General features: G+C 74.8%; 17 protein-coding genes. 12 read left to right on the top strand and 5 right to left on the bottom strand.

The annotated features are described in order from the left end of the window. Window positions 1-288: 288 nt before the first annotated feature. Window positions 289-999, top strand: a complete 711-nt coding sequence (locus ACF068_RS10685; protein ID WP_392273815.1) for a ScbR family autoregulator-binding transcription factor — start codon at window positions 289-291, stop codon at window positions 997-999. Here ACF068_RS10685 and ACF068_RS10680 read toward each other — a convergent pair. Next, window positions 984-2,549: an FAD-dependent monooxygenase gene (locus ACF068_RS10680; protein ID WP_392273814.1), complete on the bottom strand. Its 1,566-nt coding sequence runs from the start codon at window positions 2,547-2,549 to the stop codon at window positions 984-986. The two genes, ACF068_RS10685 and ACF068_RS10680, sit on opposite strands and share 16 nt — an antisense overlap. 221 nt (window positions 2,550-2,770) lie before the next feature. On the opposite strand from ACF068_RS10680, the gene bla reads away from it, so the two are divergent. Together bla and ACF068_RS10670 are read left to right on the top strand one after the other, a co-directional pair. Continuing rightward, window positions 2,771-3,706 carry a class A beta-lactamase gene (bla, locus tag ACF068_RS10675; RefSeq protein ID WP_392273813.1) on the top strand — a complete coding sequence of 312 codons (936 nt, stop codon included), beginning with the start codon at window positions 2,771-2,773 and terminating at the stop codon, window positions 3,704-3,706. 154 nt (window positions 3,707-3,860) lie between these two features. Next, window positions 3,861-4,703: a hypothetical protein gene (locus tag ACF068_RS10670; protein WP_392273812.1), complete on the top strand. Its 843-nt coding sequence runs from the start codon at window positions 3,861-3,863 to the stop codon at window positions 4,701-4,703. A 21-nt stretch (window positions 4,704-4,724) separates the two neighbouring features. Here ACF068_RS10670 and tpg read toward each other — a convergent pair whose 3' ends face one another. Then, window positions 4,725-5,279, bottom strand: coding sequence for a telomere-protecting terminal protein Tpg (gene tpg, locus ACF068_RS10665; protein WP_392273811.1), 555 nt, complete (start codon window positions 5,277-5,279; stop codon window positions 4,725-4,727). Between the two features lie 297 nt (window positions 5,280-5,576). Here tpg and ACF068_RS10660 point away from each other — a divergent pair, with 297 nt between their 5' ends. Then, window positions 5,577-6,146 carry a hypothetical protein gene (locus ACF068_RS10660; RefSeq protein ID WP_392273810.1) on the top strand — a complete coding sequence of 190 codons (570 nt, stop codon included), beginning with the start codon at window positions 5,577-5,579 and terminating at the stop codon, window positions 6,144-6,146. Between the two features lie 109 nt (window positions 6,147-6,255). Continuing rightward, window positions 6,256-6,609 carry a hypothetical protein gene (locus ACF068_RS10655; protein ID WP_392273809.1) on the top strand — a complete coding sequence of 118 codons (354 nt, stop codon included), beginning with the start codon at window positions 6,256-6,258 and terminating at the stop codon, window positions 6,607-6,609. 39 nt (window positions 6,610-6,648) lie between these two features. On the opposite strand, the gene ACF068_RS10650 is transcribed toward ACF068_RS10655, so the two are convergent. Beyond that, the gene (locus ACF068_RS10650; protein WP_392273808.1) at window positions 6,649-7,479 is read right to left on the bottom strand and encodes an SDR family NAD(P)-dependent oxidoreductase; all 831 of its coding nucleotides are present in this window, start codon (window positions 7,477-7,479) and stop codon (window positions 6,649-6,651) included. Between the two features lie 202 nt (window positions 7,480-7,681). Here ACF068_RS10650 and ACF068_RS10645 point away from each other — a divergent pair, with 202 nt between their 5' ends. The 6 genes from ACF068_RS10645 to ACF068_RS10620 all read left to right on the top strand — a co-directional run bounded on the left by ACF068_RS10645 (window position 7,682) and on the right by ACF068_RS10620 (window position 16,231). Continuing rightward, window positions 7,682-8,668: an oxidoreductase gene (locus tag ACF068_RS10645; RefSeq protein ID WP_392273807.1), complete on the top strand. Its 987-nt coding sequence runs from the start codon at window positions 7,682-7,684 to the stop codon at window positions 8,666-8,668. A gap of 125 nt (window positions 8,669-8,793) precedes the next feature. Then, window positions 8,794-10,104 (top strand): DUF2993 domain-containing protein, encoded by a 1,311-nt coding sequence (locus ACF068_RS10640; RefSeq protein WP_392273806.1) that lies wholly within the window; start codon window positions 8,794-8,796, stop codon window positions 10,102-10,104. A 277-nt stretch (window positions 10,105-10,381) separates the two neighbouring features. Continuing rightward, complete coding sequence (locus tag ACF068_RS10635) at window positions 10,382-12,472, top strand: transglycosylase domain-containing protein (RefSeq protein WP_392273805.1); 2,091 nt, start codon at window positions 10,382-10,384, stop codon at window positions 12,470-12,472. Then, window positions 12,469-13,773 (top strand): hypothetical protein, encoded by a 1,305-nt coding sequence (locus ACF068_RS10630; RefSeq protein WP_392273804.1) that lies wholly within the window; start codon window positions 12,469-12,471, stop codon window positions 13,771-13,773. The genes ACF068_RS10635 and ACF068_RS10630 overlap by 4 nt, the downstream gene beginning before the upstream one ends. Before the next feature lie 69 nt (window positions 13,774-13,842). Beyond that, window positions 13,843-15,216, top strand: a complete 1,374-nt coding sequence (locus tag ACF068_RS10625) for a diacylglycerol/lipid kinase family protein (protein ID WP_392273803.1) — start codon at window positions 13,843-13,845, stop codon at window positions 15,214-15,216. Window positions 15,217-15,541: 325 nt separating this feature from the next. After that, window positions 15,542-16,231 carry a hypothetical protein gene (locus ACF068_RS10620; protein ID WP_392273802.1) on the top strand — a complete coding sequence of 230 codons (690 nt, stop codon included), beginning with the start codon at window positions 15,542-15,544 and terminating at the stop codon, window positions 16,229-16,231. A gap of 11 nt (window positions 16,232-16,242) precedes the next feature. On the opposite strand, the gene ACF068_RS10615 is transcribed toward ACF068_RS10620, so the two are convergent. Next, on the bottom strand, window positions 16,243-16,989 hold the full coding sequence (locus tag ACF068_RS10615) for a TioE family transcriptional regulator (RefSeq protein ID WP_392273801.1): 747 nt from the start codon (window positions 16,987-16,989) through the stop codon (window positions 16,243-16,245). A gap of 69 nt (window positions 16,990-17,058) precedes the next feature. On the opposite strand from ACF068_RS10615, the gene ACF068_RS10610 reads away from it, so the two are divergent. Next, complete coding sequence (locus tag ACF068_RS10610; protein ID WP_392273800.1) at window positions 17,059-18,261, top strand: erythromycin esterase family protein; 1,203 nt, start codon at window positions 17,059-17,061, stop codon at window positions 18,259-18,261. Between the two features lie 51 nt (window positions 18,262-18,312). Here the strand turns inward: ACF068_RS10610 and ACF068_RS10605 are convergent, their stop codons facing one another. Further along, window positions 18,313-18,858 (bottom strand): hypothetical protein, encoded by a 546-nt coding sequence (locus ACF068_RS10605; RefSeq protein ID WP_392273799.1) that lies wholly within the window; start codon window positions 18,856-18,858, stop codon window positions 18,313-18,315. Window positions 18,859-18,956 lie beyond the last annotated feature (98 nt).

Here is an 18,956-nt window from a genome sequence, read left to right as displayed (position 1 = left end):
CACCCGTCCGGCCACTCCGACGCCCCCCCGGCGGCGACCCCCTCACGGGGACGTACCGCCCGAAGGGGGCTGCGCGCCGTGCGGCTCGGCGGTACCGTGCCGGTCACTCGGTGAGCGCGGGAACGATCAGCGCCGGCCGCCCCTTCGCCCGCGGCCGTCGCGGGACGCCCCCGGTCACCGGGGGACACCGTGATCGTGATCGCGGCGCGAAGAAACCTGTAATATACAGACCCAGCGGTTTGTTATTGGGGAAGAGCCCCAGGCGATGAGCTGGTGGAGGAGGCGAGAGTGGCGAAGCAGGACCGTGCCATCCGTACGCGTCAGACGATTCTGTCCGCGGCGGCCAAGGTGTTCGAGCAGCGTGGTTACCAAGCGGCCACGATCTCCGAGATCCTCACCGAGGCCGGGGTCACCAAGGGTGCCCTGTACTTCCACTTCCAGTCCAAGGACGATCTGGCCCAGGGGGTGCTGGCGGAGCAGGACCAGCGGCTGGTGGCGCCCCGGCGGGCCTGCCGGACGCAGGAGTTGGTGGACGTGGTCATGCTGCACGCCCACCGACTCCAGACCGATCCCATGGTCCGCGCCGGGGTCCGCCTCTCGCTGGACCAGCAGGCGCACGAACTGGACCGCTCGGGGCCGTTCCTGCGCTGGGTCCGCGTGATGGACCAACTGCTCCACGACGCACGGGACCAGGGCGAGCTGCTCCCCCACGTCGTCCCGACCGAGACCGCCGAGGTGCTGGTCGGCAGCTTCGCCGGCATCCAGGCGATGTCCCAGGCCATCAGCGACTACCAGGACCTGCCGGACCGGGTCTGCGCGCTGCTGCGGCACCTGCTGCCCACGGTGGTGCTCTCCTCGGTGCTCGCCTCGATCGACATCACGCGGACCCGGGGGGCCGTGGTCCTGGGCGAGCTGGACGCCTCCCCCGAGGCCGCTCCCGGCGCCTCCTCCGGCCCGGGCCCGTCCTCCGGGGTGCTGGAGCGTCAGCCCGTCGGCTGACCCCGCCCGGCCCGCGCCGCCGGGGCGTCCGCCCGGGCGGTCCGCCCCGCCCCGCCGCCGAAGTACCGGGCGAGCACCTCCCCGAGCGGGCCACCGTCCGGCGCCCACCCGACGTACCCGTCGGGGCGTACGAGCAGGGCCTCGTCCGCCAGGTCCCGTACCGGCGCGCAGCGGACCACGCGGAGCCGGTCCTCGTAGGGACGCGCCGGACCGGCGTGCCGCTCGCCCGCCTCGCCGAAGAGCAGCAACAGTGGCTCGCCGCCGCGCAGCAGGCGGATCACGTCCGTCGGGCCGTCCGCCGTGTCCAGGGCGGTGTTACGGAGGAAGGTGCCCTCCCGGGCGGAGCGCGATCGCGCCGGGAGCACGGTGTCCTGGGCGCTGATCATCGCACCGAAGCAGTCGTCGCCCCCGCCGGCCGCGAACATGCCGGTGAACAAGTCCCGCAGCGGGTCGAGTGCCGGGTCGGTGCGCATCAGGGCCACCTGCGCGCGGGTGTTGTCGATGACGCGCCGGGCGGCGGGACGGCGCTCCGCGTCGTAGCCGTCGAGCAGGTCGTCCCCGGCGTCGCCGGCGGCCGCGAGGGCGAGCATCCACCCGAGGGTGAGGGCGTCGAGGAGCCCGGTGCTCAATCCCTGGCCGCCGACGGGGAAGTGCACGTGCGCCGCGTCACCGGCGAGGAACACCGGACCGGACCGGTAGGCGCGGACCAGCCGGGTGAAGTCGCTGAAGCTGCTGAACCACCGGCCCTCGGTCATGAGGATCTCCCGGCCGGCGATGCGCGACGCCTCCCGGCCCAGCTCCTCCAGGGACGGCGGCCGTCCCCGGTCGGCGAGGGGACCGGCGCCGCTGAGGGTGCGCAGGTGGGTGGTGCCGTCGGGCATCGTCTTGGAGACGAGCCAGCCGCGCGGGGTGCGCTGCCAGCCCGGGGCCAGCGCCTCCGGGTCGGCCAGCCGGACCTGTCCCATGAGTGCGGTGACGGTCGCCGGCCATGTGTCGGCCTCGAACCCCGCCAGGCGCCGTACGGTGCTGCGCGCGCCGTCCGCGCCCACCGCGTACCGCCCGTGGAGGACCACGTCCCCGCGCGGCCCCCGGGCGTCGATCCGCACACCCTCCGGGGTGCGTTCGAGGCCCACCACCTCGTGGCCGCGCAGCACGCGGGCGCCGGCGGCGCGCGCCCGGGACTCGAAGAGGCGCTCCAGTTCGGCCTGCGGCGTCTTGAGGACGGGGACGGGTTCGGTGGGTGGCGCGGTGATGGTGAGGCCGTGGATGCCGGCGAAGTGGAAGGGCATGGCGTTCGGTCCGCCGGTCTCGCCGCCGTCGTCAACGGGCCGTCCGGCGTGGGGAGTTCCCCCTGCCGGCAGGTAGCCCCGTCGGGCCAGGCACTGCACGGTCCGGGCGTGGAGCGTGGTCGCCTTGGGCCGCTCGGACACGGTCGTGCGCTGTTCGAGAAGGACGACATCGGTTCCCCGGAGGGCCAGTTCGGCGGCGACCAGCATGCCGACCGGGCCGCCTCCGGCCACCAGTACCCGCGCCTTCGTCTGAGGGGCCATCGTGGAGCTCTCTCTTCCCGCTTCCCGGCGGGGCCGCCGCAGCGCCCCCGCATACGCCCGTTCGCGTGAGGAATATAGCGACCGGTCGGTTCTCGATGCCCGGCGGCCCCCTCTCGGTGAGTGGCCGGTTCCGCCGTCCGCCCCGCGCCCTGCGGAACCGTCACGCCGGCCCGGAGCGTGATGACCGACGTCATGACGATCACCCGGAGAGGGAAGTGACCTTGCACGACTCCCCCGCACACCGCACACGCCGTACGGCCCTCGGCCTGGGAGCCGGGATCGCCGCCGCCACGGCGGTGTCCGTGGCCACCGGCGGCACCGCCCACGCCACCGCCTTACCCATGGGGCACCACGTCTCCCGGCGGCTGCGCGAGCTCGAACGGCTGCACTCCGCGCGGATCGGCGTGTTCGCCGGCAACGTCCGGACCGGTTCGACGGTCGCGTACCGGGCCGCCGAGCGCTTCCCCCTGTGCTCGCTGTTCAAGACGCTCGCCGCCGCCGCGGTGCTGCGCGACCTCGACCACGACGGCGCGTTCCTGGCCAAGCGCGTCCACTACACCGCCCGGTACGCGAAGGACTCCGGCTACGACGCGATCACCGGAAAGCCGGAGAACGTGGCCCGGGGCATGACCGTCGAGGAACTGTGCTCCGCCGCCGTGTCCCACAGCGACAACGCGGCCGCCAACCTGCTCCTGGAGGAACTCGGCGGTCCCACCGCCATCACCCGGTTCTGCCGCTCCACCGGTGACCGCACCACCCGCCTCGACCGGTGGGAACCGCACCTCAACTCCGCCGAGCCGCACCGGCGAACCGACACCACCACCCCCCTCGCCATCGCCCGGACCTACTCCCGGCTGACCCTCGGTGACGCACTCGACCCCGGGGACCGGCGAAGGCTCACGCGCTGGATGCTGGCCACCAGCACCAGCACCCACCGCTTCCGGGCGGGCCTGCCCGACGGGTGGACCGTCGCGGACAAGACCGGTACCGGTTCCTACGGGACCGCCAACGACGCCGGGACCGCCTGGACGCCCGACGGGACGCCCGTCGTGCTGTCCGTCCTGACGACCAAGCGGGACCGCGAGGCGCCCGCCGACGACGCGCTCGTCGCCGCCGTGGCCCGCCTCGTCTCCGGGGCGCTGGTCGAGAACGTCTGACCGGCGACCGCGCCGGGTGCTCCCGTCCCGCCGTGCGGCGGCCCCGTCCCGTGCCGTCGGGCGGCGGCCCCGGCGCGGGCAGGGGCCCCGGCCCCGCGGCGGGTCCGCCCCGCCCGGCTGGCAGGATGGTGGGCCCCGATCGAGGAGCACGACCATGCCCGCCCGCCCGAGCCTCCTGTACGTGACCGACCTGGCCTACCCGGCCCGCGGGCGGCGCTACTGCGACGAGGACATCCTCCTGTCCTCCCGGCTGCGCGCGGACTTCGACATCGCGTTGTGTCATCCGCTCGACGCGACGGCGCTGATGGACCGCTTCGACGCCGTCGTGGTCCGCAACAGCGGCCCCGTGCTGCACTACCGCGACGCGTACGACGCCTTCCGGGCCCGCGCCCTGGAGCAGCGCACCCTGGTCTACAACCCGCTCACCGGCCGGGCCGACATGGCCGGCAAGCAGTACCTGCTGGACCTGACCGGCGCCGGGTACCCGGTCATCCCGACCGTCGACCGGCCCGAGGATCTCGGCCGCCTGCCCGGCAGCGGCCCGTACGCGGTCAAGCCGAAGGCCGGGGCGGACTCCCTCGGCCTCGCCTTCGTGTCCCGGGAGGAGCTGGACGGCCTCGCCTTCGACGGGATCCTGGTCCAGCCGCGCGTGGACTTCCGCTACGAGGTGTCGTTCTACTACGTCGACGACGCCTTCCAGTACGCCCTGCACGCCCCCGACCCGGCCCGTCGCTGGGTGCTGGAACCGTACGCCCCCACGGAGGCCGACCTCGCCTTCGCCCGGCGCTTCGTCGAGTGGAACGGCCTGGCGCACGGCATCCAGCGGGTGGACGCCTGCCGCACCCGGGAGGGGGACCTCCTGCTGGTCGAGCTGGAGGACCTCAATCCGTACCTCTCGCTCGACCTGGTCGACGACCGGACCCGCGACGCCTTCGTCGCCGCGATGACGGCCTCACTGCACCGGTTCCTGGCGGCGGGGCGGCAGCGGCGGTCCTGAGGTGGCGGAGCGGGCCGTGGCCTACAGCTCGAAGTCGACGTGGTCGATGTCGGTGAACTCCACGAGCAGCCCGGGCGCGCGGCGCCCGTGGTCCGTGAAGTAGACCTCCTGGAGTCCCTCCGCCGCGATGTCGCGGAGCTCCCGCTCGGAGGCGCCCCGCTCCGTGGCCTCGAAGAGGCGGGCGGCGTACCGCGGGGGCAGGGGCTGGGTGAGGTGGCGCAGCCGGGCGTCGTCGGTGGAGCCGGGCGCCGCGGTGTAGCCGAAGCGGGCGCGGGTGTCGATGACGATGCCGTCGGTGGTGGCGGCCCGCCTCTTCGCCCTGGCGCGGACCTGCGGCTGCCACCGCCGCCGCACCTCGCGTTCCAGGCGTACGGCGAGGTCCTGGCGGGGGCGTTTGATCTGGTTCCTGACGTACCGCTCGACGGTGCGCTGCGAGACCCCCAGGAGGTCGGCGACGGCCCTGGTGCCCTTGAGCTGCCGGACGAGGTAGCGCACCTGCGCCCCGGCGGACCGGGGGACGGGACGGGTGAACGCCGCCTCCACCGCCCTGTCGAGGCTCTCGCCGAACCTGTCCATCGTCCTTCTCTCCCTCCCCGTCCGTCCCGGGCGGCGTCCGTCCGCCGCCGCGGACGGCGTTCGGGCCGGCTGGTGCCACACCGTCCCCGACCAGCAGGATAGGCCAGCGCGGCGACGGTCCGGCGGCCGTGGGCACGACGTGCGGGGGACGCGGGGGTCCCAGGGGGCGGGAGGGCCGCGCGGGGGCCGGGTACGCCGTGCACGTGCCCCGGGCGCGGCTCGCGCGCCGTCACCCGTGACGGTGGTTGCCTCGCGCGCCCCGTGTGCGCCACCCCGTGCCCCGGGCACCGTGGAGGGATGCGTCTTCGCCGGATCACCCCGCTCGCCCTCGCCGCGCTCCTGTCCGTGCCATTGCCCCTGTCCGGCTGCACGACCGTGTCGAGCTCGCCGTCGGCCGCGCGCCCGGGCCTCGCGCCCGCCGGTGAGCGCCGCACCGCCCCCGTACCGGAGGCACCGCCGCCGCTCCCGGCGCCCGCCCGCGAGGAACTGGCCGTCGTCGGGCCGGCGTCCGGGCCGCCCGCGCACCGGGCACCGGGCGGGCCGGCGGACAGCGCCAGGGCCGGGGCCGGAGCCGGAGCCGGAGCCGGGGCGCCGGACGGGACAGCGCCCCGGGGCCGGGCGTCGCAGCGGTGGGCGGAGCACCGGCCGGGCGGCGCGCCCCCGACGAACCGGCGGCCCGCGCCCCGCGCGCACCGCCCGGCCGCCCGCGCCGAACGGCCCGTCGAGGCGCCCCGGAAGACCCGCCCCGAGCCCGCCCGCAAGGCGCCCCTCCCCCGCCGTTCGGTCGGGATGCGGGACCTGTGCCGGGCGTCCCACGGCGTCGCGGACCCCTCCATCGTGAGCCTCTGCCATCGGGCGTACGGCTGAGCCCCCGGCGGCCGGGATCAATTCCGTGGCCCCCGCGTCGCCGGTGCCGTACCGTCTGCTCCCCCGGCCGGACACGCCGGTGGCCCACCACGTACGGAGAGCGATTCCCATGACCGGCCGACCGGAGACGACGACCCTGTGGCGCCCGACCGGCCCCGAGGAACTCGATCTGGTCCGCGCGTCGGGGTGGCGGGCCTGGCCGCCCCGGCTGCCCGAGCAGCCGATCTTCTACCCGGTCCTGAACGAGGACTACGCGGTGCGTATCGCGCGCGACTGGAACGTCCCGCACAGTGGCGCGGGCTTCGTCACGCGCTTCGAGGTGGACTCCGTATTCCTCCGCCGTTACCCCGTCCAGCAGGCCGGTGGCAGGACGATCCTGGAGTTGTGGGTCCCGGCCGAGGAGCTCGACGCGTTCAACGCCCATATCGTCGGCCGGATCGAGCTGGTCCACGAGTTCCGCTGACGACGGGCCCCGCCGGCCGTGGGGCGGTGGAGCGTGGTGTCAGGGACGGGACGGCCCCTCGCCCAGCAGGCGGTGGGTCAGTGCCATCAGGCGCCGGCGGGCGTCGGGGTCGTAGGCCTGGTCGTGGGCCCGGGTGTCGGTGAACCGGTCGAAGTAGCGGCCCGTGGTGGACGCCAGGTCCGGGTCGAGCACCAGCCGTACGGTGGGGCGCACGCCCTCGTCGATGCCGACGGCCGGGGTCAGGCCGTACTCCCGCACCCCGTTGGTGTCCATCAGATGGGCCGGGTGCAGGGTGTTGACCGTGACGCCGGTGTCCCGGAGCTCGTCGGCCAGCTCGAAGGTCGCCATGATCATCGCCAGTTTGCTGCGGCAGTAGGCACGCAGGCCCTCGTAGTCGCGCTCCAGCATCACGTCGTCGAAGTCGATGGTCTCCTGGCCGATCGAGGCGACGTTGACCACCCGGGCGGGCGCGGAGGCGGTGAGCAGCGGCAGCAGGCCGCGGACGAGGGCGTAGGGGGCCAGGTGGTTCACGGCGAAGCGCAGCTCGTGCCCCTGGGCGCTGAACTCCCGCCGCAGCGGCTCGGCGCCGCCGCCGGCGACGGCGTTGTTCACCAGGGCGTCGAGCCGGGGTTCGGCGGCCCGGACGTGCTCGGCCAGGGCCCTCACCTGGTCGAGATCGGCCAGATCGGCGAGGTAGGTGCGCGCCACGGCGCCCGGGGCGGCGCGCGTGACCTCGGCGGCCACCGCGTCGAGCCGGCCGCGGTCGCGGCCGTGCAGCAGGACGGTGTGCCCCCGCGCGGCGAGGTCGAGTGCGATGCCACGGCCCAGGCCCTGGGTCGCTCCGGTGATCAGTACGGTACGTCGGCTCATGCGGGCAACCCTGCTGGGGCCGGACGCCGGTACGGGAGAGTGCGGCGCACCTGGTGTCAGCACCACCAGGCTCGGCGGCCACCCCACCGTGGGTCCTCCCCCTGCCGGCGGCCGCACCCGCCACCGTGGTTCCTCCCCCCGCCGGGTCTGCTGTCGGCAGATCCCTCTGGGCTCCGCCGGAGCACGGTGGTTGGGTGGGCGGATGGAGATTCTGGTTCTGGGCGGTACGGCGTGGCTGGGCCGCGAGCTGTCGCGGCAGGCGGTCGCGCGTGGCCACCGGGTGACGTGCCTGGCACGCGGGGAGAGCGGTCAGGTGGCGGACGGGGCACGGCTGGTGGCCGCCGACCGGCAGGACCCGGCGGCGTACGGTCCGCTGCTGGACCGCGCCTGGGACGCGGTGTTCGAGGTGTCGTGGCAGCCGGGTTTCGTCCGGGGCGCGTTGCGTGCCCTCGGGGACCGGGCCCGGCACTGGACGTACGTCTCGTCGGTCAGCGTCTACGCGTCGCACGCCACGCCGGGCGCCGACGAGTCGGCGGGCCTCCTGGCGCCGATCGGGGAGGACGAGGCGGACCGCTCGGTGTACGGGGAGGCGAAGGTCGCGTGCGAGCAGGCCTCGGCCGCCGCCGTGGGCGACCGCCTCCTGGTCGCGCGCGCCGGACTCATCGGCGGTCCGGGCGACCTCAGCGGCCGTTCCGGCTACTGGGTCGCGCGGGCCGCGCGTGCGCCGCGGGAGCCCCTGCTGGTGCCCGACGAGCCCGGCATGCCGACGCAGGTGGTGGACGTCCGCGACCTGAGCGCCTGGTTGCTCGACTCGGCCGTGGCCGGGGGCGTCGGTACGTACGACGCGGTGGGGCCGGTCGTTCCGTTCCGGGAGTGGATCGACCTGTCCCGCGCCGCCGGGGAGCACACCGGGCCAGTGGTCGCGGCCGGCTCGGCGTGGCTGACGGCGAAGGGCGTGGCCCCGTACATGGGGGACGAGTCGCTGCCGTTGTGGGTGCCCGTGCCGGGCTGGGAAGGCTGGTCGGCCCGGAGCGGGGCGGCGGCGCGCCGCGCGGGGCTCGGCCACCGGCCGCGGGCCGGACTGCTGGCCGACACACTGCGCTGGGAACGGGAGCAGGGGCTGGACCGCCCCCGCCGCGCCGGCCTCAGCGCGGCGCGCGAGCGGGCGTTGCTGGACGCGCTCGGCTGAGGGGCCGGGCCCGTCCGGTGCGCCCGTTCCGGCCGCCGGGGCGCCGCCGGGCGTGGCGCACGTCTCGTCCCGCCGGGGCCGGTCCGGCTTGCGTGCACCGGTGGGGGCCGTGATGGGATGAGGTGATGCGACCCCCCACACGCATAGCGACGCATCCCCACAATCCCTACGAGGAGTTGGCCCTGCTCGCCGACCCGGAACCGGCCCCCGGGCAGGCGCCGGCGGCGGTACGCGCGACGACCGGACCGCGTGGTCTCGGCATCCCCTCGGACGACGACGAGGAGGACTGGTCGCCGCCCGACCACCGGGGCAAAAGCCGTTTCGCGGCCGTCCCCGTCGTGGTGAAGCTGACGGTGACCGCCGTCGTCGGCGCCCTGCTGTTCGCCACCGGTGACCGGGTGGCGGTGGCGTACGCGGAGGAGAAGGCGGAGGACAGGATCCAGCGGTCCCTGGGGCTCGCCACCCGGCCACAGGTCGAGATCGGCGGCTTCCCCTTCCTCACCCAGGTCGTGGACAAGCGGATCGGCTCGGTGGACGTCACCGTGCCGGACGTCGCCGCCGACAAGGTGTCGCTGGCCGAGGTGCACGCGACGGCCGGCGACATCCGTATCGTCGGCGACCTGCCCTCGTCGGTGGAGGGCGCGGTCGTCGGCCGGATGGACGGGGACGTCCTGCTCACCTTCGACGACCTGAACCGCGAACTCGGCGCCTCGCACGTCCGGTTCAGCAGTGCCGGGCGTGACGGCATCCACGTCGTGGGCGCGCTCCCGGTCGCCGGCCGTGAGGTGACCCTGCGGGCCGAGGCGCACGTCCGGCAGAACGGTGACCGGGCGGTGTCGACGACCGTCGAGGACATGCGTCTGGACGTGCCCGGCCTGTTCACCTACCGGCCGGGGGACGAGCCGGGCGTCTCCGGCCTGCGGCTGCACCCCGAGGCGGCCCGGCGGCTCGGCCGTGAGGCGGCCGACCTCAAGGCACTGCTCGCCGTGCCGGCCGTCGTCCAGCGGCTGGGGCTGCCCCGGTCGCGGATCGACGACGCCCTGCGCGGTGAGCGGGAACTTCGCCGGCTGACCGGTTCACCCCTGTTCCTCCAGCGGCTGACCCGCGTCAATCTGGTCGATCTGGTGGCCGAGAACCCCTGGTTGCTGGAGAAGGCGGGCATCGATCCCGGTCTGATCGGCGCCCTGCTGGCGCTGCGACCCCCTCAGCTCACCGACCGCTTCTCCCTCTCCTTCGCCCTGCCCGACGCGGCCGGGGACGTACGGCTCCGTCGTGTCGCCGTGGACGGGTCGGGCATCCGGATCGGCCTGACGGGGACCGGCATCGCCCTGGGCGGGGCCGGGAAGGCGTCGGCGTTCCCCGTCCTCCGGCCCACCTCCGCCGTCCCGCGCGCGGCCGGTCCCGCGACCGGCACCGGCCCCCGTCCCGGCGCCTGACGCCCGCCCCACCGCCCGGCCCGTCGCGGCGCCTGACGCCCGGTCCGCGGCCCTCCCCCGGGCGCCGAGGGGCCCGCCCGTACCGCCGGGAGGTGAGGCACCGGGCTCCGTGGCGCTGTCCTACCGGCCTGTTATCTTTACGTGACATCGCGGGAGTCACGCTCCGTCAGGTTCTGGCGTGCACTCGCGCACTGCTTCATCGCGCCGGTAATCGGATGCCGGCCCGGCCCCCACGGCTCGCCGTGGGGGCCGGGCCACGAATCACGGCTGGACGGGGATGACCGAGCACACCGACGACACACGAGTGGCGGACGCCCTGCGTACCGCGGCGAGGTCCCTGACCAGGGCCCGGGGCAGGCGGAGGAAGGCGAAGTCCCGTACGCGGCGCGGATTCCGGCGGCCCGACTACCCGCGGTCCGGCAGGAGCGGCTGGCGCCGCTGGGTGCCGTCCTGGCGGCAGACGCTGTCCTCGATACTGCTGGCGGTGGGGACCCTCGTGGGAGTCGTGGCCATCGCCTACGCCCGCACCGAGATACCGGACGACCTGAACGGCTTCGCCACCCAGCAGGACAACGTCTACTACTGGGCCGACGGTTCGCCGATGGCCCGCACGGGCTGGGTCAGACGCCAGGAGATGCCCCTGGAGAAGATCCCGGAGCACGTCCGGTGGGCCGTACTCGCCGCCGAGAACGCCGGCTTCTACACCGACCCCGGCGTCTCCCCCAGCGGCGTGACCCGCGCGCTGTGGCGGACGGTCGGCGACGGCGACACCCAGGGCGGGTCGACCATCACGCAGCAGTACGTCAAGAACGTCTACCTCAGCCAGGACCAGTCGTTCTCGCGCAAGTTCACCGAGGTGCTCCTCGCCGTCAAACTGGACCGTTCGCACACCAAGGACCAGATACTCGAGGACTACCTCAACACCAGTTGGTTCGGGCGCGGCACGTACGGTCTCCAGCGCGCCGCCCAGGCGTACTACGGCAAGGACGTCACCCAGCTCAACGCCAGCGAGGGGGCGTTCCTCGCGGCCCTGCTCAAGGGCGCCTCGCTGTACGACCCCGCCCTGTCCCGCGCCAACCACGACCGCGCCGTGGAGCGGTGGTCGTGGACGCTGGACCGCATGGTCGAGATCGGCAGGCTCTCCGCCGCCGAACGTGCCCGCTACACCACGTTCCCCGAGCCCAAGGCACCGACCACGCCCAGCACCGTCGGCGGCCAGAACGGCTACCTGGTGGAACTGGCGGAGACGTACGCCAAGCGGGCGGGACGCATCACCGACGCGAAGTTCGACCTGGGCGGCTACCAGGTGTACACGACCTTCGAGAAACCCCGCACGACCGCGCTCACCAAGGCCGTCGACGACGCCCGCGCCGGCCTGGACCCCGAGGGGCGCCCGGCGGACCGGTACGCCCGGTTCGGAGCCGCCTCGGTCGCCCCCGACGGGCGGATACTCGCCGTCCACGGCGGACCCGACTACCAGAAGCAGGCCTTCAACGAGTCCAACGCCGCCACCGTCCCGGCCGGCACCGTCTTCACGCCCTTCGTCTACGCCGCCGCGCTGGAGCACGGAGTGCAGCGCGAGCGCGGCGGTCCCCGCACCCCGGTCACGCCGTCGACCGTGTACGACGCGAACGACGGCGTCCCCCTGAGGACGCCCGAAGGCCCGTACTGGGACCGCGCCGGCAAGATGGCCAGGGCCACCAACCTCGACGGCCGCTCCCACGGCCGCATCGGCCTGGGGCAGGCCATGACGGAGTCGGCCGACGCGCCCTTCCTCCAGCTCGGCATGGACGTCGGCCTGGAGTACGTGCGCCGTACCGCGCAGTCCGCCGGGCTGCTCGCCTCCAGCCTCGGCCCCCCGGTGCCCGAGTTCTCCCTCGGCAACTCCACGCCGAGCGCCATCCGCATGGCGAGCGCCTACAGCATGTTCCCGGGCCGCGGCACGCACACCGAGCCGTACTCGGTGCTCCGCCTCACCCACAAGGGAGAGCCCGTCCCGCTCACCGCACCGCGCAAGAAGCGCGCTGTGAGCCCCACCGTGGCCGGACAGGTCACCGACGCCCTCACCCGCGCCGCCGACGGCGCGGCCGGCACGACCGGCACGGCCCCGGACGGACACGCGGGCAAGGCCGGGGCCACCCGGGACGACACGGCACGCTGGTACGCCGGGTACACGGCCACGGAGGCCACGGCCGTCGTGGTCTACCGCATGGACCTCACCAAGAGCCTGGCCCCGCTGCCCCTCAAGGGTCTCGGCGGCGACTCCGCGGCCTGGTCCGACCGCCCGGCCGGGATCTGGAACCAGTACACGGACGCGGTGCGGGACGCAGCCGGCCGCGCCGCGAACGATCGGGAAAAGACACGATGATCCGGAACAACCCGGCCCTACGGCGCCTGCGGGAGCGCACCACCAGGCGCGGTGTCGCCCTCGGCGGCGCCGCCGTCCTCCTCGCCACCGGCGCGAGCCTGCTCCCCCTGCTGACGGACGGCGGACCGGACGGCGACCCCACGACGGCCGCCGACCGCACCTCCGCACCGGCGCCCCGCCCCCCGGCCGGGCAGCGGGCCACCGGCGGCAAGGGCACCGACGAGACGTGGGACGGCCGGGTGCGCGTCCTGGGCGACGGCTCGACCTCCTACACCGGCCCGCAGCCCGGTCAGTTGAAGCCGCAACGGCTCAAACCGGGGCAGCGGCCGCCCCAGTTCGTGGTCTTCTCCTGGGACGGCGCCCTGGAGGGCGACGACCGGCTCTTCTCCCGCTTCCGCCGTGTGGCGAAGGACAGCGGCGCCCACATGACGTTCTTCCTCACCGGCATATACCTGCTGCCGGAGGAGAAGAAGGGGCTCTACCGGCCGCCCCAGCACGGCCCGGGAGCCGCGGCCATCTCGTACCCCACCCGCGAACACATCCGCACCACCCTCGACCAGCTCGGCAAGGCGTGGAAGGAGGGCCACGAGATCGGCTCGCACTTCAACGGCCACTTCTGCGGGGCCAAGGGCGGCGCCGACTGGAGCGCGAAGGAGTGGACCAGCGAGATCGACCAGTTCTACTCCTTCGTGCAGAACTGGAAGACCAACACGGGCTTCGACGACCTCGACCCGCTGCCGTTCGACCCCACCCGCGAGGTCGTCGGCGGACGCGCGCCCTGCCTGGAGGGGCAGAAGACCCTCATACCGGCGTCCAAGCCCTTCGGATGGCGGTACGACGCCAGTTCGTCCGGCGACTTCCAGATCTGGCCGTCGAAGAAGAACGGCGTGTGGGACCTGCCGCTCCAGATGCTGCCGTTCCCCGGCAAGGACTTCCAAGTCCTGTCCATGGACTTCAACTACCTCTACAACCAGTCCCGGGGACGTACGGACGGGGACCCGGCGATGCACGCCACCTGGCGGGCCCAGACGCGTGACTCCTACCTCGCCGGCTTCGAGCGCGTCTTCCACGGCAGCCGCGCGCCCATGTTCGTGGGCAACCACTTCGAGGAGTGGAACGGCGGCATCTACATGGACGCGGTGGAGGACGTCATGCGGAGCGTCTGCCCGCGCAAGGAGGTCCGCTGCGTCTCCTTCCGCGAGCTCACGGACTGGCTCGACGCCCAGGACCCCGCCGTCCTGGCCCAGTGGCGCACGCTCGACCCGGCCCAGCCCCCCGGGTGGTCGTCGCCGGGCGAGTGACCCGGCCGCACCGCGCCGCCGCCCGGCGGCCCCGGCCTCCTACGATGTCCGCGGACGAGGGGAGGACCCATGGCGGTCGGGTGGCACGCGAGCGAGCGGGCCCATCGGAAGCAGCGGTGGTCGGCCAGGGCGTCGCTGACGTCGGTGACGCTGGCCGCGCTGCTGCCGCTGCTGTACGGGGGCATCGGCGGCGTCCTGCTGCTCCTGGTGGGGGCGGCGGGCGCGGCCGTGACGGTGTCCGGCCTGTGGTGGACGCTGACGCGGCGCGGTCCCGCCCGCGTGGCGGCCACCGTGCTGACGGCCGCCGCGCCGGTCGCGGTCGTGGCGATGTTCGCGGCGGCCAATCTGCTGTGGGTGGTCGGCCTCTCCCTGCTGCTGTGGGGGCTGGCCGTCTGGACCGGACGGTACGCGCTGCGCAGCACGGGGCTGCGGCCGGTACGGATCAAGGAGTACCGCACCCCGCCGCCGCGGCGGCCGTTCCTCGTGATGAACCCGCGCTCCGGCGGTGCCAAGGTGGCACGGTTCGGCCTGGTGGAGAAGGCCGAACGGCTGGGGGCGCGGGTGGTGCTGCTCGACCCGGAGCGGCCCCAGGACGTCTCGGAGCTGGCCCGGCGGGCGGTCGCCGACGGTGCCGACCTGCTGGGTGTGGCCGGCGGCGACGGCACGCAGGCACTGGTGGCCGCGGTCGCCGCCGAGCACGGCCTGCCGTTCCTGGTCGTGTCCGCCGGCACCCGCAACCACTTCGCGATGGACCTGGGGCTCGACCGGGACGACCCGGCCGCCTGTCTGGACGCGCTCACCGACGGCGTCGAGGTGCGTGTGGACCTGGGCTTCGCCGGCGGCCACCCCTTCGTGAACAACGTGTCCTTCGGTGTCTACGGGACGGTCGTGCAGAGCCCCGCCTACCGGGACGACAAGGTCGGCACGGCGCTGGAGCTGCTGCCCGATCTGCTGACCCGGCAGAGCGGTCCGAGGCTCACCGCCCGCGCCGGGGACACCACGCTCACCGACCCGCAGGCGGTGCTGGTGAGCAACAACCCCTACCGGCGGGGCGATGCGACCGGGCTGGGCCGCCGTGAGCGGCTGGACTCCGGTGTCCTCGGCGTCCTGGGCCTCCGGGTGGACAGCGCGGCGGAGGCCGCCGGTCTGCTGCTCGACCCGGAGGCGAGCGGGCTGACGGTGCTGACAGCCCGTGAGGTGGTCGTCGACGCCGACCACCCGGCCGTCGACGCGGGCATCGACGGGGAGGCCTTCGTCCTGCCCGCCCCGGTCCACTGCCGCGTCGCGCCCAGGGCACTGCGGGTCCGGGTACCGCGGGTGCGGCCCGGTGTGCCGCAGGCCCCGCCCCCGCTCGACTGGCGCAGGCTGCGCAAGCTGGCCGCCGCGGTGGGCCGCACCGCGGTCACCCGCCGCCCCACCGCCGGACCCGGCCGCCCCGCCTAGCCGCCCCGCCTAGCCCTCCCACCGCGGGGCTCTGGCAGCGGGCCCCGGGCGACGGTCCGGGGCGCGGGTCCCGGGCGTGGGTCCGGGGCGCGGGTCCCGGTCCGGGCACGGGCCCCGGTCCGGGCACGGGTCCCGGTCCGGGCACGGGCCCCGGTCCGGGCACGGGCCCCGGTCCGGGCACGGGCCCCGGTCCGGGCACGGGTTTCTGGCGAGGGAGGCGCCGGGCGGGGTGGTGCCGGTGGTGAATCGGTTCCTCTGGTCCCGCGCGGGCGGGGTCCCCCGTATCGGGCCACGCGGAGCGGGCGCTGCCGGTAGCGTCGGTGGCGTGCGGACGCGGGAAGGGGCGGAGATGCTCACGGTGGTGGGTTTTCGGCTGGGGAACGGCACCCGGCACGCGACGGTGGTGGTGACGGAGTCGGGGCGGCTGCACCGGGCCCACGGCCCGTACGGCGCCGTCGGCCGGGCCTCCCGCCCGGACCGGCCGGTCGGCCAGAACGCCGTCCACCGGCAGATGGGCCAGCTACGGAGCCTGCGCACCCGCTACATGGCCAGGGGGTACGTACACGAGCTGGTCCCCGGCGCGTGCGTACGGCTCGATCTGGAGGAACCGGCGTCGCAGCCCGCCCCCGGCAAGCGCCACGACCGGGAACCTCCCTGGCCGGCGCTGTTCCGGGCGTTCGACGGCGCCGCGCCCGCCGCGTCGCGCGACGGCCTGGAGCGGGCCATCGACGACTTCTACACCACCATCGGCGCGCCGTTCCTGCCCCGGCGCCCCGACCGCCCGGCCATCGCCCGCCCCGCGGCGCGGCTGCCGCTGCGGGTGGCGGCCCTGCGGCGCGTCCTGGCCGGCGGCTCGGCCGTCAGCTCCTCGCCCCGCCTGGCCGTCGGCTACACCGTCACCGCCGACCACGTCCGACTGCACGTGGGCCGGGCCGGCGAGAGCCTTCCCCGCCAGGACGTGGTGGAACTGCACGCGGCGCTCAGCGCCTGGCTGCATCTGAACACCGCCAACTGACGCCCCGCGCGTCACCTTTCCCCCATGTCGTGTTCGCCGAGGTACGCGTGCAGTGCGGCGGCCCCCGCCAGCATGGCGCGCCCACGGGCGGACAGCCGGGCGCGCCAGTCGCCCAGCGCGGCCTCCAGCGGCTCCAGTCCGCCGGCCGTCCGCACCTGGGCGATCAAGGGGGCGATCCGCTCCAGCGGGTGACCGCCCCGCCGGAGCTGGTGGGCCAGCCGGGCGTCCCGTACGTCGGCCTCGTCGTAGACGCGGTAGCCGGTCACGGGGTCGCGGCGCGGGCGCACCAGCCCCGCCCGCTCCCATTTCCGCAGCGTCGCCGGGCGGATGCCGAGCTCGGCGGCCAGCGGGCCGATGAAGGTGCCACCCGGCACCCGCGCCACCGGGCGGCGCGCGGGCGTCCCGGGGGACGCCAGGTCACGGAGGGCCTGCTCCACGGCCTGGAGGGTGCGCCGGTCCTCCAGCAGCAGCGCGTGGCTCTCGTCGATCAGGCGCAACGCCTCCTCGTCGGCGCCCTCGTTGACCGCCCGCATGACGGCCGCCGCCGTCCGGTGGCCGTGGCCGGGCACCAGGGCGAGGAACGCGCGCAGGGCCCGCGCGTGCAGCGCGGTGTAGGTGCGGTAGCCGTTCGGGGTCCGGTCGGCGGGCGGAAGGATGCCGGCCTCCTCGTAGTTGCGCACCGCCTGGGTGGACAGACCGTGCCGACGTGCCAGGTCTACCGGCCTGAGCCGACCCTCTGTTTGAGACTTTTCCCCCATGCCCGCCCCGCTTTTCCGCCCTCGTACGGCCAAAGTTTCCACCGAAGGTTCAACGATACCGTTGAAGGCATGGCTACCGACCTCACGAACGCCGTCCATGCCGTCGACGCCGCGTCCGTCATGAAGCTGCTCCCCGCCCGGCCACGGCTGCTGGCCTTGGGAGAACCCACCCACGGAGAGGAGACCCTGCTGGAGGTGCGCAACGAACTCTTCCTGCAACTGGTCGAGGAGGAGGGCTACCGGACCGTCGCGATCGAGACCGACTGTCTGCGGGGGCTGGTCGTGGACGACCACCTCACCCGGGGCACGGGCACCCTCGACGACGTCATGGAGCACGGATTCAGCCACGGCTGGGGCGCCTACGCGGGCAACCGCGAGCTGGTACGCCGCCTGCGGGCCCACAACGAGGGCCGGCCCCCGTCCGAGCGGGTCCGCTTCGCCGGCTTCGACGGCCCCCTGGAGATCGCCGCCGCCGCCGGCCCCCGCCGCGCGCTCACCGCGCTGCACCACTATCTGGCGGCATGGGTGGAGCCGGACCTGCTGCCCTGCACCATGCCGACGCTGGACCGGCTGCTCGGCCCCGACGACCGGTGGACCGAGCCGGCCGCGATGAGGGACCCGGCCCGGTCGGTGGGACGGTCGGCCGAGGCCGGGGAACTGCGCCTCCTCGCCGACGACCTGGTGGCGCTGCTCGACGCGCAGACGCCGCACCTGATCGCGGCGACCTCGCGGGACGACTGGGACCGGGCACGTCTGCACGGTCGCACCGCCACCGGGCTGCTGGGCTACCACCACTGGATGGCCGACCCCTCGCCGAGCCGTCCGACCCGGCTGGTCGCCCAGCGGGACCGGATGATGGCCCACAATCTCCTCGCCCTCGCGGAACGCGGGCCCACCCTGGTGCACGCCCACAACTCCCACCTCCAGCGCCGGAAGAGCTCGATGCGGATGGGCGGCGCGCCCCTGGAGTGGTGGGGCGCCGGCGCCCTGGCCGGCGCGCGGCTCGGCGCGGAGTACGCCTTCGTGGCAACGGCCCTCGGCACGATCCGGCACCAGGGTGTGGACGCTCCGCCGCCGGACACCGTCGAGGGACTGCTGTACGGGCTGCCGGGCGACCGTTGCGTCGTCGACACCGCACAACTAACCACCGCCCTCGGGGACACGCCTCCCGCGCCCCGCGTGTCACCGTGGTTCGGTTACGCCCCCCTCGACCCGGCACACGTGTCCGACCCGGACGCGCTCGTGTTCGTGAAGGACATGGCACGGAGGTAGGACGAGCACCGCGCACGCGTCGTGAGCCCGGCATGATCGGCCGGACACGACCTAGGCCAGCAGGACGATCGCCACCGCGCCCAGCACGTCGACCACACAGCACCATTCCGACCAGGCGCGGGGGACGACCCGGCCGGTCCGGTGGTGCGCGAAGTCCCAGACGCCGTGGGCCAGCCAGCCGGCGGCGACGACGTACAGACCGAGGGTGCCGTCGACGGCGAGCGCGGCCGCGCTCACGGCCGTGAAGCCGGCCAGGCCGGTGAGCTGGAGGGCCAGGACGCCCGACGGCCGGCGCAACTCCCCACGCACCACGCCGAAGACCAGGTAGCACGGGACCATGACGGCGAGGAGGCCCGCCAGCACTTCCCGGGGCGGTACACCGTCGCCGAAGGTGGCCACCACCACGGCGACCGCCAGGAGGGTGGGCCACCGGTGGCCGAGGGCCCGCAGCGCACCGGACGCACCGCCCCCACGCCGGACGCCCGTCGTGCCCGGCGTGTCCGTGGCGCGCCGGGAGATCGGCGCCGGGCCGGCGCGTCCGGCCGGCGTGGGGCCCGTGCCGTGGTCACGGCCGGGCCGCGTGGAGCGGATCGTCATGGCGTCTCCCGGGAGCGAAGGGGCGGTCCGTCCACTGTCCGGCACGCTCCGGCCGGATCGCACCGCGCGGCGGCACCGATGTCCGTGGCCTTGGGGTA

Source organism: Streptomyces sp. NPDC016309 (assembly GCF_043077235.1).
GTDB lineage: Bacteria > Actinomycetota > Actinomycetes > Streptomycetales > Streptomycetaceae > Streptomyces.
Note: the sequence above shows the minus strand (reverse complement) of the source record. Positions and strands in the feature narration are given on the sequence as shown.

What these genes read in the sequence shown, in the direction of transcription:
- ACF068_RS10640 (WP_392273806.1), top strand. Translation starts at nt 8,794, where the DNA reads ATGCGACCCCCCACACGCATAGCGACGCATCCCCACAATCCCTACGAG.
- ACF068_RS10635 (WP_392273805.1), top strand. Translation starts at nt 10,382, where the DNA reads ATGACCGAGCACACCGACGACACACGAGTGGCGGACGCCCTGCGTACC.
- ACF068_RS10605 (WP_392273799.1), bottom strand. Translation starts at nt 18,858, where the DNA reads ATGACGATCCGCTCCACGCGGCCCGGCCGTGACCACGGCACGGGCCCC.
- ACF068_RS10680 (WP_392273814.1), bottom strand. Translation starts at nt 2,549, where the DNA reads ATGGCCCCTCAGACGAAGGCGCGGGTACTGGTGGCCGGAGGCGGCCCG.
- ACF068_RS10610 (WP_392273800.1), top strand. Translation starts at nt 17,059, where the DNA reads ATGGCTACCGACCTCACGAACGCCGTCCATGCCGTCGACGCCGCGTCC.
- ACF068_RS10615 (WP_392273801.1), bottom strand. Translation starts at nt 16,989, where the DNA reads ATGGGGGAAAAGTCTCAAACAGAGGGTCGGCTCAGGCCGGTAGACCTG.
- ACF068_RS10650 (WP_392273808.1), bottom strand. Translation starts at nt 7,479, where the DNA reads ATGAGCCGACGTACCGTACTGATCACCGGAGCGACCCAGGGCCTGGGC.
- ACF068_RS10670 (WP_392273812.1), top strand. Translation starts at nt 3,861, where the DNA reads ATGCCCGCCCGCCCGAGCCTCCTGTACGTGACCGACCTGGCCTACCCG.
- ACF068_RS10630 (WP_392273804.1), top strand. Translation starts at nt 12,469, where the DNA reads ATGATCCGGAACAACCCGGCCCTACGGCGCCTGCGGGAGCGCACCACC.
- ACF068_RS10660 (WP_392273810.1), top strand. Translation starts at nt 5,577, where the DNA reads ATGCGTCTTCGCCGGATCACCCCGCTCGCCCTCGCCGCGCTCCTGTCC.
- ACF068_RS10655 (WP_392273809.1), top strand. Translation starts at nt 6,256, where the DNA reads ATGACCGGCCGACCGGAGACGACGACCCTGTGGCGCCCGACCGGCCCC.
- ACF068_RS10625 (WP_392273803.1), top strand. Translation starts at nt 13,843, where the DNA reads ATGGCGGTCGGGTGGCACGCGAGCGAGCGGGCCCATCGGAAGCAGCGG.
- tpg (WP_392273811.1), bottom strand. Translation starts at nt 5,279, where the DNA reads ATGGACAGGTTCGGCGAGAGCCTCGACAGGGCGGTGGAGGCGGCGTTC.
- ACF068_RS10645 (WP_392273807.1), top strand. Translation starts at nt 7,682, where the DNA reads ATGGAGATTCTGGTTCTGGGCGGTACGGCGTGGCTGGGCCGCGAGCTG.